This window comes from Pseudarthrobacter sp. MEB009, from assembly GCF_030208875.1.
Taxonomy (GTDB): domain Bacteria; phylum Actinomycetota; class Actinomycetes; order Actinomycetales; family Micrococcaceae; genus Arthrobacter.
This window is the reverse complement of record NZ_JARVTC010000007.1, coordinates 1-12,152: the sequence shown is the minus strand read 5'-3', so window position 1 is coordinate 12,152 and position 12,152 is coordinate 1. Positions and strand designations below refer to the sequence as shown.

Sequence of the window (12,152 nt, the reverse complement as noted above, 5' to 3'; positions counted from 1 at the left end):
ACATCGCGTGCCCGTTGTTGCGCGCAGCGCCGCGTAGGATTCCTGCATGACGCAACAACGCTACCGGGACCTTGCGGAGTGGCCGCTGATGGCGACGGCCCTGGTGTTCCTGGCAGCGTACGCATGGCAGGTGATCGGGCGCGTCGAAGGCAGTGGCGCCGCCTGGCTCGAGGCCCTTATGTGGGCCACCTGGGTCGTCTTCGCCCTGGACTACGCCGCAAACCTCCGGCTCGCGCCGGACCGCCGCCGCTGGTTCTTCCGCAACCTGCACGAGCTGATCATTGTGGCGCTGCCGTTCTTCCGCCCCCTGCGCCTGCTCCGCCTGGTGACGCTGCTGTCCGTCCTGCACCGGACCGTGGGTGAAACCCTCCGCGGCCGGGTGGTCACGTATGTGGCAGGCTCCGCCGCCCTGCTGGTTTTTGTGGGCTCGCTCGCCGTGCTGGACGTTGAGCAGTCCGCGCCGGACGCCAAGATCGTGACGTTTGGCGACGCGCTGTGGTGGGCCATCACCACCATCACCACGGTGGGCTACGGCGACCTGTACCCGGTCACCCCCATCGGCAGGATGGTGGCCGCCGCGCTGATGATGAGCGGCATCGCCGTGCTGGGCGTGGTCACCGCATCGATCGCGTCCTGGCTGGTGCAGCGTGTGGAGGACACCGCGGAAACCGCCGCCAACGCCGTTGAGGAGCCGCTGCGGGCCGAGGTTGCCGACCTGACGGCCCAGATCGCCCTGCTCCGCCGCGAAATTGCCGGCCTGCGGGATGACCCCACGCCGTAGCAAAGTCCGCAGGTCAGGTAGTGCAACGCCGCCGCCTGAGTAGCCAACACCAGTAGTCCCCGCCGAAAGTCGGGTAATTCCTACTGGTGCTGGTCCCCGCGCCCGGTTCCTAGACTCGGGATTCCTAGGACCGATTGACGCGCTGGCGGGTCCCCCGGGTTGGCTCCCCGCGGTCCCGCCTCCCTGCAGGGCCTCCGTATTTTTCTGGGTTGCGGATGCTCCATCCCGCACCATCTGGCATCCGGCGTGCACCGGCGCCCGGCGGCGCATCACATGATTCTCCGTTTTGGCTGCCCCGCGTCCGCGGTGCCGTGCAGGACTGGACCCGGATGGACACACCACATGAACCAGCCAAACCCCGCCGTCCCCGACGCCGAAAGCCGGAGCTTCGTCACCGACGAACCCCGGACCGACCTGATTTCCAGCAAACCTGCCGGTCACCGGAAATTATGGGCCGGCGTCGCCACCGCCGCCGTGATGGCGGTGGTGGGCGTTGGGGCCCTCAACGCCCCCACGTGGTTCCCGGAACGCACGACGGCGGCGGCTACCGTTTCCGACGTACCGGCCGCTGATGCGGCGGCCGGTGCCGGGACGAACGACACCGGTCCGGGGGCGGACCCGGCGGGACCCGCAGTCGACGTTCCCGCCGCTGACGCGCCGGCTGCCGACGTCCCGGCGGCCGACGTTCCCACACCGGTTGAAGCTGCGCCGGTTGAACCAGTGGCTGCGGAACCGGCACCAGTGGAGGCGGCACCCGCTCCTGCGGGCGACCCCAACCTGTACACCGTCCGGCCCGGCGACACGGTCGGTGCGATTGCCGCCGGCCACGGCGTGGACATGAATGCCATGCTCGCGGCCAACGGCCTTGCCGCCTACAGCCTCATCGTTCCAGGCCAGACACTGCTCCTCACCGGCCCCGCCTTGCCGGTCCCGGAGGCTCCGGTGGTTATCCAGGCCCCGGGCGCTCCCCCAGCGGCGCAATTCACCGCCGCCGTTTCCGCCCCTGCACCCGCGGCCGCCCCGGCTCCGGCACCCGCTCCCGCTGTGCGGACCATCTACGTGGCCGGCGCCGGCGGGCAGTCAATGGTGGATGCCTGCATCGGCCCCATCCACTTCACCCCGAATGACGGCTACTCGCTGTTCATCACCGAACATGACTTCTGCGGCGGCTGGGGCCGGTTCTCCGGCATCAGCGTAGGAGAAACCGTGAGCATTCCCGGCTACGGCACGTACACGGTGACCGGGCGCGGGCAGGTACCGAATCCAGGCACCACCAACGATGTGGTCAACGTCTTCGGCGGCTTCCCCCGGGCCATCCTGCAGACCTGCATCCCGGGAACCAGCCAGATGCTGCTGATTGCGCTGAACTGAAGCATCCCCAGCTTGTCCGCGGATCCGGACCCGGCCTGGGTGGGATCTGCGGACAAGGCCAGGACCTGTCCCGTCCGGTCCTTGGTCATATCTGCAGGAAAAAGCCCATGGTAATCAGGGCAAAGAAAAACACCCCGGTCCGAAGACCAGGGTGTTTTTCTTCAAAATGTGGCAGATGAGGGATTCGAACCCCCGTAGGCGTTGCCAGCTGATTTACAGTCAGCCCCCTTTGGCCGCTCGGGTAATCTGCCGAACTTCAAAAGAAGATCACCCCCGGCTGCAGCTTGTGGACCGGCGTGAACCGTTCCGCTCCCAGTAACCGCGGGCAAGACAACTTTACAGAACTTCCGCCGAAGAATCGAATCGGGCGCGGCGCGGGCAGAAAACCCGCGGAACGGCGGGAAAAACGGCAAGCGATCCACCGCCCGGCGACCCAGGGTGGGGCGGGTCAGGCTCCGCCCAGGATCCGGCCGGCGAGCCGGGCCTCGAACTTGACGGCCTGTTCCTCGGTGATCTGGTTCAACTGGACGGCCCGCAGCAGGTCATCGCTCACACCGCTCATGCGGGCGGAGGCATCCGCCACCGGGGTGAAAATGACGGACGCGGCAATAGCGGCGGCAGCCACTGAGGTTGCGGCTGCGCCTACGGCAGCCGAAGTGGTGCGGGTGACATAGGCGACGGCCTTGCGGTGCATGGTGTTCCCTTCGAGCAAACTTCCCAATGAGTCCAACTCTGTCCGCGCCGGCTTCGTTCCCGCCCTGCGTCCGCTGTGAGGGAACTGTGAAAAGCCCACCCCCTCGGCAGGACCATCCGTACTAGGCTTGCTGGCAGAGTTCCGTGCCCTGTGCGCAGGGTGATAACCATCAAAAGGAGAGTCATGGCAGGCGAGTCAACGTTCGACGTCGTAAGCAAAGTGGACAAGCAGGAAGTGGCCAACGCGCTGAACCAGGCGCAGAAGGAACTGGTGCAGCGCTACGACTTCAAGGGCGTCGGCGCGGAGGTGGATTTCAGCGGTGAGAAGATCCTGATGAAGGCCAACTCCGAGGAACGCGTCCTGGCAGTCCTGGATGTCCTGCAGTCCAAGCTCATCCGCCGCGGCATCTCACTGAAGTCCCTGGACACCGGAGAGCCTTTCCCCTCCGGAAAGGAATTCCGTCTGGAAGCCTCCATCAAGGAAGGCATCGAGCAGGACCTGGCCAAAAAAATCAACAAAAAGATCCGCGACGAAGGCCCCAAGGGCGTCAAGTCCCAGATCCAGGGCGACGAGCTCCGCGTTTCCTCCAAATCCCGCGACGACCTCCAGGCCGTTATGGCGTTGCTGAAGGACTTCGACGAGGCCGACCTGCAGTTTGTGAACTTCCGCAGCTGATTCTGCGCCCATGACGGCCCCGGGAACCCCCCGGGCCGTCATGGCGTAACCTGCACGCATTAGCGCATATTTGGTTTGCGTAATTGCCTGCCCGCGGTACCCTCTTCCTTAGGCCTGCCTAACATACAGCGCCCTAAGCGAAAGAAATCCATGACAGCCAACTATCTGATCGGCCTGCGCGAGGGCCTCGAAGCCACCCTGGTGGTGGTCCTCCTGATGGCGTACCTGGTCAAAACTGACCGCCGGCACCTCATCCCCCGCCTCTGGGCCGGCGTCGCCGCGGCAGTGGCCGTCTCCATCGGGTTTGGCGCCCTCCTGACATTTGGCCCGCGCGGGCTGACCTTTGAGGCGCAGGAGGCGATCGGCGGTTCCTTGTCGATTGTCGCCGTCGGCCTGGTGACCTGGATGATTTTCTGGATGGCGCGCACTGCCCGCACCCTGGGCACCGACCTGAAGTCCAAAGTCGACAAATTCAGCGGCGGTGCAGGCTGGGGTTTGGTGGTTGTGGCCGCGGTGGCAGTGGGCCGGGAAGGCCTCGAAACCGCGCTGTTCCTCTGGGCCGCAGCACAGGCCACCGGCCAAACCACGCAGCCCCTTGTTGGCGCGCTGCTGGGCCTGGCCACCGCAGCGGTCCTGGGCTACCTCCTCCACCGCGGGGTCCTCAAAGTCAATCTCGCCAGGTTCTTCACCTGGACCGGCGCCACCCTGGTCGTTATCGCCGGCGGAGTCCTGGCCTACGGCATCCACGACCTCCAGGAGGCCGGGATCCTGCCGGGGCTGAACTCGCTGGCTTTCGACGTCAGCGGCGCCATCCCGCCGTCGTCCTGGTACGGCACCCTCCTGAAGGGCACCCTAAACTTTTCCCCTGCCACCACATGGCTGGAAGCTGCCGCCTGGCTGCTCTACGTGGTGCCGGTGCTGGTCCTCTACCTGAAGGTCAACCGCAGACCGGCAGCGCCCGCGGCGCCCGCGGCGCCCCGCACCATCCCCACCCCAGCCACCACGGCTTTCTGAACCCCCACTGCCCTTTCACGAACAGGAACACCATGTCCGGCTTCCCCCTGCCTAAATCCGCACGCCGCTTCACTCCCCTGGGCCTGCTGGCCGCAGCCGTAACCGTCCCGCTGCTGCTGGCCGGCTGCACCGATAACACCAAAGCCGCGGACGACGCCTCCGGCGTGATCCAGGTGGTCAGCTCCAGCACAGAGTGCAGGGTCTCGGTTGGCAGCGTGCCCAGCGGAAACCTGAACTTCGCCGTAAAGAACGACGGCGACCAGGTCACCGAGTTCTACCTGCTGGCGTCCGACGGGCTCCGCATCCTGGGCGAAGTGGAAAACATCGGTCCGGGCCTGACCCGCAACCTGGTGGTCACCGCACCGGCAGGGTCCTACACCACCGCCTGCAAGCCGGGCATGCAGGGCGACGGGATCCGGGCAGACCTGGAAGTGACTCAGTCCGGCAACGAACCCTCAGCGGATGCGGACTTCCAGCAGCTCCTGGACACCGCCACGGCGCAGTACTCCGCGTACGTCAAGGACCAGACCGAGCAGCTCCTGGCCGGCACGGAGGAATTCGCGGCTGCCTTCGCCGCCGGGGACGCGGACAAGGCCCGCTCGCTGTACGCCGCCACGCGGCTGCACTGGGAACGCATCGAACCCGTCGCAGAATCCTTCGGCGACCTGGACCCACAGCTGGACGCCCGCGAGGCGGACCTTGAGCCCGGCCAGGAGTGGACCGGCTGGCACCGCGCGGAGAAGGACCTGTACCCGCCGGCGGAATACACCGCCTTGACCGCCGCCGAGCGGACCACCATCGCCGACCGCATGGTGGCTGACACCAAGGACCTGCTGGAACGTACCCGGACCCTGGAGTTCACTGCCGACAAACTGGGCAACGGCGCCAAGGAACTGCTGGACGAGGTGGCCACCGGCAAGGTCACCGGCGAAGAGGAAATCTGGTCCCACACCGACCTCTGGGACTTCCAGGCCAACGTGGACGGCGCCCGGATCGCCTTCGAGAACCTCAAGCCCGCGTTGCTCCAAAAAGACGCTGCCCTCGCCGGAAGCCTCGACGAACAGTTCGCCGCGCTCCAGGCCGAGCTGGCCACGCATGCCCAGGGCGACGGCTTCACCTACTACGACCAGCTCAGCGAAGACCAGATCCAGCGCCTCGCCGGGCTGGTGGATGCCCTGGGCGAGCCGCTGTCCAAACTCACCGCGGCCGTGGTCCTGTGAGCGGCTGCCCCATGGGCGGGCACCCGCCCACCGGGCCTGACTCAGCCCCTGCTGACCTGCCCGCCTCGCGCCTGAGCCGGCGGAACCTCCTGAGCCTGGCAGGCGTGGGCGGCGCAGCAGCAGGTCTGGCCGCCGGCTTCTTCGGGCACGACACCGTGGCAGCCATGGCCGCTGACACCACCCCCGCGCCCGCGGACGATTCAGTGGTGCCGTTCCACGGCGACCACCAGGCCGGCATCACCACCGCGGCCCAGGACCGGCTGCACATGGCGGCCTTCGACGTGACCACCACCAAGCGCGAAGACCTCATTGCGCTGCTGAAGGACTGGACCGAAGCGGCTGAGGCCCTCACCAAGGGCCTGCCGGCCGGCGCCACCGGCGCCGTCGACGGACCCTACGGCGCCCCGCCCGAGGACACCGGCGAGGCGCTGGACCTCAACGCAGGCCGGCTGACCCTGACCTTCGGGTTCGGCGCCAGCCTCTTCGAAAAGGACGGCGTGGCCCGCTTTGGCCTGGACGGCCGGCGGCCGGAGGCCCTGATCGACCTGCCCCATTTCCCCGGCGACGACCTGGACCCGGCCCGCAGCGGCGGTGACCTGGTGGTCCAGGCCTGCGCGGACGACCCGCAGGTGGCGGTCCATGCCATCCGCAACCTGGCCCGGATCGGGTTCGGTAGGGCCCGTGTCCGCTGGTCGCAGCTGGGCTTCGGCCGGACATCCTCCACGTCACGGGCCCAGCAAACGCCCCGGAACCTGTTTGGTTTCAAGGACGGCACCAACAACCTCAAGGTCGAGGACGCACAGCTGCTGGACGAGCACGTGTGGGCGGACTCCACCCGGCCGCAGGATGCGTGGCTGGCCGGCGGCAGCTACCTGGTGGCCCGGCGGATCCGGATGCACATCGAAATCTGGGACCGGACGTCCCTGGGCGAGCAGGAAGGCCTGATCGGCCGCACCAAGGGCACCGGGGCGCCGCTGTCCGGCGGCGGGGAGTTCACCGACCCGGACTTTGCCCTGACGGGGCGTGCGGACAAGCCGCTGATTCCTTTGGACGCCCATGTGCGCATTGCCCATCCGGCACAAAACGGCGGGGTCAGGATGCTGCGCCGGGGCTACAACTACACGGACGGTTCCGACGGGCTGGGCCACCTGGATGCCGGGCTGTTCTTCATCGCCTTTGTCAACGACCCCCGAACCCACTACGTCCCCATGCAGATGGCCATGGCCAAAACAGACACCCTGGCCGTGGAGTACCTGGAGCACACCGGCTCGGGCCTGTTCGCTGTTCCCGGCGGGGTCCAGCCGGGCGGCTACCTGGGCTCCGGCCTGTTCAGCTAACCACCCGGCTGCACCCGCCCGGAAGGGTTACTGCAGGGGCCGGCCGGCCATCCGTTCCAGCCGGGCAATCCGGTCGCGCATGGGCGGATGCGTGGCGAACAGCTTGTTCATGGCCCCGCCGCGGAACGGGTTGGCGATCATCAGGTGCGAGGCGTTGACCAGGTTCTGGTCCGGCGGCAGCGGAACCATGGTGACGCCCTGCTCGATCTTGCGCAGGGCTGAGGCTAGGGCCAGCGGATCTCCCGTCAGCTCCGAACCGTCCTCGTCGGCGTCGTACTCCCTGGTCCGGGAGATGGCCATCTGGATCAGGGAGGCCGCAAACGGGGCCAGCAGGGCCATGGCGATCATGGCCAGCGGGTTGGAGTTGCGCCGGTCGCCGCCGAAAAACAGCAGCATCTGGCCCACGGAGGTGATTACACCGGCCACGGCAGCTGCCACGGAGGAGGTCAGGATGTCCCGGTTGTAGACGTGCATCAGTTCGTGGCCCAGCACACCGCGGAGCTCGCGGGCATCCAGCAGCTGCAGGATCCCCTCGGTGCAGCACACGGCGGCGTTTTTCGGGTTGCGGCCGGTGGCGAAGGCATTGGGATTCATGGTGGGCGAGACGTAGATGCGCGGCATGGGCTGGTTGGCGCGGGTGGACAGCTCCCGGACAATCTGGTGCAGTTGTGGCGCCTGGGACTCCGTGACCGGGAAAGCCTGCATGGAGCGGATGGCGATCTTGTCCGAGTTCCAGTAACCGTAGGCGGTGGTGGCCACCCCGACCAGCGCCATGATCCAGATGGGCGCCGTGCTGCGGGTTCCTGCGCCGATCAGCGCGCCGAGCACCAGGAGTACGGCCCAGAGCACACCAAAAAGAGCCGCCGTTTTCATCCCGTTATGGTGTTTGTGCATGGTCGCTTCCCTTCGTGGCCTACGGGACCGGGTGGTGGGAGTCGTACTTCCGGAACCCCGGCTGCAGTGCGGACGCCAGCCAGGCTCCCGCGATGCACAGCACGCCGCCCAGCAGCAGGACCCAGCCCTCACTCAAAAGCTTAGTGCCGCCACCGGCCAGGAGGTCGCCCACCCTGGGTCCGCCCGCCACCACCACGATGAACACGCCCTGCAGCCGGCCGCGCAGGTGGTCCGGGGTGGCGGCCTGGAGGATGGTGTTGCGGAAGACGCTGCTGACGGAGTCGGTGATGCCTGCCAGGATGCAGCACAGCACGGCGGGCACCAGCCACAGTGTCACGCGGCCGTCCGGGGAGGGGCCGGCCAGCAGCACCACCAGCCCGAATGCGGCGATGGAGGCGCCCCAGCCCATGATCGAAAAGACCACGGCGCTGCCCTGCCTGCGGACGCCACCCAGCGGGCCGGAGAACAGCCCGGCCAGGAACGCTCCGACGGCGGTTGCCGCGAGCAGGATGCCCACGGTGGATTCGCCGCCGCCGATCATGATGGCGCCGATTGCCGGCAGAAGGGCCCGGGGTTGGGCAAGGATCATGGCAACCAGGTCGATCACAAAGGTCATGCGCAGGTTGGGGCGGGTGCGCAGGAACCTGAAGCCCTCAACTACGGACCGGAGGCCCGCTTTCCCGCTGCCACCGGCGGGGCGCATGGGCGGGAGCCGGTACACGGCCCACACCACAAACGCGAAGGACGCAAAGTCAATGGTGTACGTCCAGCCAAACCCCACCCAGGCCACCAGCACGCCCGCCAGCAGCGGCCCGGCGGTCATGGCCAGGCCGAACGACATCATGCTCAGGGCGTTGGCGGCGGGGAGGAGTTCCTTGCGGATCAGCATGGGGATAATGGCGCTGCGGGCGGGCTGGTTGATGGCCTGGGCGCCGCTCTGCAACGCCACCAGCAGGTAGAGGACCCACACGTTGCCCAGCTGGAACCAGGACTGCAGGGCGATCAGTCCCGTGGTCAACCACAGGACGGAGCTGGCCAGCAGGGCAACCCTGCGGCGGTCGTGGGAGTCAGCGATGGAACCGCCCAGCAGCCCGCCCACCACCAGGGGCACGAGGGCAAAAATCCCCAGCAGGCCGACGTAGAAGCTGTCCTGGGTCAGCCGGTAGACCTCCAGGCTGACGGCGACGAGTGTGAGCTGGCTGCCGACAGCGGACACGGCTGACCCCAGCCACAGCCGACGGAAGGCAGGGCTTTCCCGCAACGGAGTGATGTCTGCCAGTATTTTCCCCACCTTGCAACCCTAATGGGGCTTCCCGCCCCCTCAACCCGGCGGGGTGCAAGGTAAGTGGAGCCTTATTGTGAGATGTTCATAATAAGTGGTTCAATGGAGCCATGACGGAGCACCTGGATGGCCACAACGCATGGGCAGCGTCCCTGCGCGCGCATGGCCGCCGCGTGACCAAACAGCGCCTTGCGGTGCTGTCAGCCGTGGAGAACCATCCCCACTCGCCGGCCGAAAGCATCCTCGCGGCTGCGCGTGCCGAGCTGCCTGAACTGACGGCACAGTCCGTTTATGTGGTGCTGGGCGACTTGACGGACCTGCACATGCTCCGTCGGTTCGAGCCGCCCCACTCCCCGGCGCTGTACGAAACCCGCGTTGGCGACAACCACCACCATGCCATCTGCATCAGCTGCGGCCGCGTGGAGGACGTCGATTGCGCCGTCGGACATGCCCCCTGCCTCACCCCGCACTGGAACGACGGCGCCAAGCCGATGACCATCCAGATCGCCGATGTGATGTACCAAGGCATCTGCCAGGACTGCCAGCAGTCCCAACAACTTCCTTCTGAACGTCCCTCACCAGAAATAAAGAAATAGGAGAACAATGACTGCCATTTCGACCACCCAGTCAGGTGCACCGGTTACGTCCGACGCGCATTCCCAGTCAGTTGGTGCCGATGGTGCCATCATCCTGACCGATCACTACCTGATCGAGAAGCTGGCCCAGTTCAACCGTGAGCGCGTGCCGGAGCGTGTAGTGCATGCCAAGGGCGGCGGCGCGTTCGGTACGTTCAAGACCACCTCGGATATCTCCAAGTACACCAAGGCCGCGTTCCTGCAGCCCGGTGTTGAGACCGAGATGCTGATCCGGTTCTCCTCGGTCGCCGGCGAGAGCGGCTCCCCGGACACCTGGCGGGACCCGCGCGGGTTCGCCGTGAAGTTCTACACCTCCGAGGGCAACTACGACCTCGTGGGCAACAACACCCCGGTCTTCTTCATCCGCGACGGGATCAAGTTCCCCGACTTCATCCACTCCCAGAAGCGCCTGCCGGGCACGCACCTGCGTGACGCGGACATGCAGTGGGACTTCTGGACCCTGTCCCCCGAGTCCGCCCACCAGGTCACCTGGCTCATGGGCGACCGCGGTCTGCCCGCCTCCTGGCGCGAAATGCAGGGCTACGGCTCACACACCTACCAGTGGATCAACGCCGAAGGCGAACGGTTCTGGGTCAAGTACCACTTCAAGTCCAACCAGGGTGTGCAGTCCATGTCCGGGGACCAGGCCGAACAGCTCGCCGGTTCCGACGCGGACTTCTACATCCGCGACCTGCAGGAAAACATCGGCGCCGGGAACTTCCCGTCCTGGGAACTGCACGTCCAGGTCATGCCCTACGAGGACGCCAAAACCTACCGGTTCAACCCGTTCGACCTCACCAAGGTCTGGCCGCACAGCGATTACCCGCTGATCCACGTCGGCACCATGGAGCTGAACAAAAACCCGGAGAACTACTTCGCGCAGATCGAACAGGCCACCTTCGCGCCCTCGAACTTCGTGCCCGGCATCGCCGCGTCCCCGGACAAGATGCTCCAGGCCCGCATCTTCTCCTACGCCGACGCGCACCGCTACCGGGTAGGCACCAACCACGCCCAGATCCCGGTGAACCTGCCCAAAAACCAGGTCAACAACTACAGCCAGGACGGGGCAGGCCGGTACCACTTCAACGCCCCGACCGTCCCGGTCTACGCCCCCAACTCCGTGGGTGGCCCGGCAGCAGTTGAGCCCGCCTCCCCCGCAGGTGGCTGGGAGAACGACGGCGAACTGACCCTCGCCGCGCACACCCTCCACACCGAGGACAGCGACTTCGTCCAGGCCGGCGCGCTCTACCGCGAGGTCTACGACGACGGCGCCAAGGCACGCCTCCTCGAAACCATCACCGGAGCAGTCAGCGGCGTGAAAAACCCCGGCATCAAGGAACGCGCCATCCAGTACTGGACCAACGTCGACACCGAACTCGGCGCCAAACTCCGCGCCAACCTCGGCGCCGGCCAGGTCGAATCCGACGCCGAAGCAGCCAACAAGGTCTAACCCACCACCACCCGGTGCATTGGACCGGCACCTGCCCGCTGAATTTACTTCAGCACGGCAGTGAACCGGTTCTTCACAGCGAACCCCGTCCCGTCAGGGACGGGGTTCGCTGCGTTTAATGCCTGGCGGGAGGGTGAGATCCCAAAGGAATTCCTCGACTGCTTCCGGCTGGTCCGTTCCCGCTCGATATTGCGGGCGAATATTCATGACGGACTTTGTTTTGAAGTGACTACCCACGTCATTAAGACAAAGCATTCATGACAGTTCGGGAACTTCGTTTTCCTGCGGGGAAGCGCTCCATATACTTTGGCGACTGCATATGGTGTACACACAATTCCAGGGGATAAATTGGCATCAAATAGGGGCATCGCTTTGGACCGCGTTTTCAGTCCGGCCCGCATAGCGTTCACAGCACTCATTGTGGTGCTTTTCTCACTTCTTGTGCCTGCACCGGCTCTGGCTGCGACGACGGAGACTGAGCCCAACAGCAGCATGTCGACTGCCACGGTGGTTCCCTTGGCAACCACAATCTCCGGGTCAACCCTCAGCGCAAACTCCTCCGACACCGACTACTACGCTGTCGACCTGCCCAAAGCAGGCAGGGCAGGGCTGAACTTCAAATTCCCCACCGGACTCGGAGCCGGATCCGCCTACACACTCAGCATCCTCAGCGCCAACGGCACCACCCTCTACAACTTCGACCTCACCGGCAACAACGCCGACGGCACCTGGCTCGCCAGCCAAGGCACGTTCCTGCCCGCAGGCCGGGCCTACATCAAAATCTACGGCTACAGCGGCA

General features: G+C 66.2%; 12 protein-coding genes and 1 tRNA gene. 9 read left to right on the top strand and 4 right to left on the bottom strand.

From position 1 onward, the window contains the following. The first annotated feature begins 46 nt into the window (after positions 1-46). Together QRN07_RS05880 and QRN07_RS05875 are read left to right on the top strand one after the other, a co-directional pair. Complete coding sequence (locus QRN07_RS05880) at positions 47-781, top strand: potassium channel family protein (protein WP_056596878.1); 735 nt, start codon at positions 47-49, stop codon at positions 779-781. Between the two features lie 342 nt (positions 782-1,123). Next, positions 1,124-2,152 (top strand): LysM peptidoglycan-binding domain-containing protein, encoded by a 1,029-nt coding sequence (locus QRN07_RS05875; RefSeq protein ID WP_285240612.1) that lies wholly within the window; start codon positions 1,124-1,126, stop codon positions 2,150-2,152. A 169-nt stretch (positions 2,153-2,321) separates the two neighbouring features. On the opposite strand, the gene QRN07_RS05870 is transcribed toward QRN07_RS05875, so the two are convergent. Further along, positions 2,322-2,403: transfer RNA gene (locus tag QRN07_RS05870), tRNA-Tyr, on the bottom strand. 197 nt (positions 2,404-2,600) lie between these two features. Continuing rightward, on the bottom strand, positions 2,601-2,846 hold the full coding sequence (locus QRN07_RS05865) for a hypothetical protein (protein ID WP_050683645.1): 246 nt from the start codon (positions 2,844-2,846) through the stop codon (positions 2,601-2,603). A 183-nt stretch (positions 2,847-3,029) separates the two neighbouring features. Here QRN07_RS05865 and QRN07_RS05860 point away from each other — a divergent pair, with 183 nt between their 5' ends. The 4 genes from QRN07_RS05860 (at position 3,030) to efeB (ending at position 7,092) form a co-directional block, all read left to right on the top strand. Further along, positions 3,030-3,521 (top strand): YajQ family cyclic di-GMP-binding protein, encoded by a 492-nt coding sequence (locus QRN07_RS05860; protein WP_050683646.1) that lies wholly within the window; start codon positions 3,030-3,032, stop codon positions 3,519-3,521. Between the two features lie 150 nt (positions 3,522-3,671). Beyond that, a complete protein-coding gene (gene efeU / locus QRN07_RS05855; protein WP_056596873.1) occupies positions 3,672-4,535 on the top strand; it encodes an iron uptake transporter permease EfeU in 864 nt (287 codons plus the stop codon). A gap of 32 nt (positions 4,536-4,567) precedes the next feature. After that, entirely contained in the window at positions 4,568-5,755 is a 1,188-nt protein-coding gene (gene efeO, locus QRN07_RS05850; RefSeq protein WP_285240611.1) for an iron uptake system protein EfeO, read from the top strand. Positions 5,756-5,766: 11 nt separating this feature from the next. Next, positions 5,767-7,092 (top strand): iron uptake transporter deferrochelatase/peroxidase subunit, encoded by a 1,326-nt coding sequence (efeB, locus tag QRN07_RS05845; RefSeq protein ID WP_285240610.1) that lies wholly within the window; start codon positions 5,767-5,769, stop codon positions 7,090-7,092. 27 nt (positions 7,093-7,119) lie between these two features. On the opposite strand, the gene htpX is transcribed toward efeB, so the two are convergent. Next, a complete protein-coding gene (gene htpX / locus QRN07_RS05840; RefSeq protein WP_050683650.1) occupies positions 7,120-7,986 on the bottom strand; it encodes a zinc metalloprotease HtpX in 867 nt (288 codons plus the stop codon). A gap of 19 nt (positions 7,987-8,005) precedes the next feature. Beyond that, positions 8,006-9,277, bottom strand: coding sequence for an MFS transporter (locus tag QRN07_RS05835; RefSeq protein ID WP_285240609.1), 1,272 nt, complete (start codon positions 9,275-9,277; stop codon positions 8,006-8,008). A 101-nt stretch (positions 9,278-9,378) separates the two neighbouring features. On the opposite strand from QRN07_RS05835, the gene QRN07_RS05830 reads away from it, so the two are divergent. From QRN07_RS05830 to QRN07_RS05820, 3 genes are all read left to right on the top strand, one after another. After that, on the top strand, positions 9,379-9,864 hold the full coding sequence (locus tag QRN07_RS05830; RefSeq protein ID WP_050683652.1) for a Fur family transcriptional regulator: 486 nt from the start codon (positions 9,379-9,381) through the stop codon (positions 9,862-9,864). A 7-nt stretch (positions 9,865-9,871) separates the two neighbouring features. Then, on the top strand, positions 9,872-11,353 hold the full coding sequence (locus QRN07_RS05825; RefSeq protein ID WP_285240608.1) for a catalase: 1,482 nt from the start codon (positions 9,872-9,874) through the stop codon (positions 11,351-11,353). A gap of 516 nt (positions 11,354-11,869) precedes the next feature. Further along, positions 11,870-12,152 (top strand): hypothetical protein (locus tag QRN07_RS05820; RefSeq protein ID WP_285240607.1); only part of this gene is annotated, 283 nt, incomplete at its 3' end.

Coding starts and splice junctions, on each gene's coding strand:
- QRN07_RS05825 (WP_285240608.1), top strand. CDS start 9,872: ATGACTGCCATTTCGACCACCCAGTCAGGTGCACCGGTTACGTCCGAC.
- QRN07_RS05860 (WP_050683646.1), top strand. CDS start 3,030: ATGGCAGGCGAGTCAACGTTCGACGTCGTAAGCAAAGTGGACAAGCAG.
- efeU (WP_056596873.1), top strand. CDS start 3,672: ATGACAGCCAACTATCTGATCGGCCTGCGCGAGGGCCTCGAAGCCACC.
- efeB (WP_285240610.1), top strand. CDS start 5,767: ATGGGCGGGCACCCGCCCACCGGGCCTGACTCAGCCCCTGCTGACCTG.
- QRN07_RS05865 (WP_050683645.1), bottom strand. CDS start 2,846: ATGCACCGCAAGGCCGTCGCCTATGTCACCCGCACCACTTCGGCTGCC.
- QRN07_RS05830 (WP_050683652.1), top strand. CDS start 9,379: ATGACGGAGCACCTGGATGGCCACAACGCATGGGCAGCGTCCCTGCGC.
- QRN07_RS05880 (WP_056596878.1), top strand. CDS start 47: ATGACGCAACAACGCTACCGGGACCTTGCGGAGTGGCCGCTGATGGCG.
- efeO (WP_285240611.1), top strand. CDS start 4,568: ATGTCCGGCTTCCCCCTGCCTAAATCCGCACGCCGCTTCACTCCCCTG.
- QRN07_RS05875 (WP_285240612.1), top strand. CDS start 1,124: ATGAACCAGCCAAACCCCGCCGTCCCCGACGCCGAAAGCCGGAGCTTC.
- htpX (WP_050683650.1), bottom strand. CDS start 7,986: ATGCACAAACACCATAACGGGATGAAAACGGCGGCTCTTTTTGGTGTG.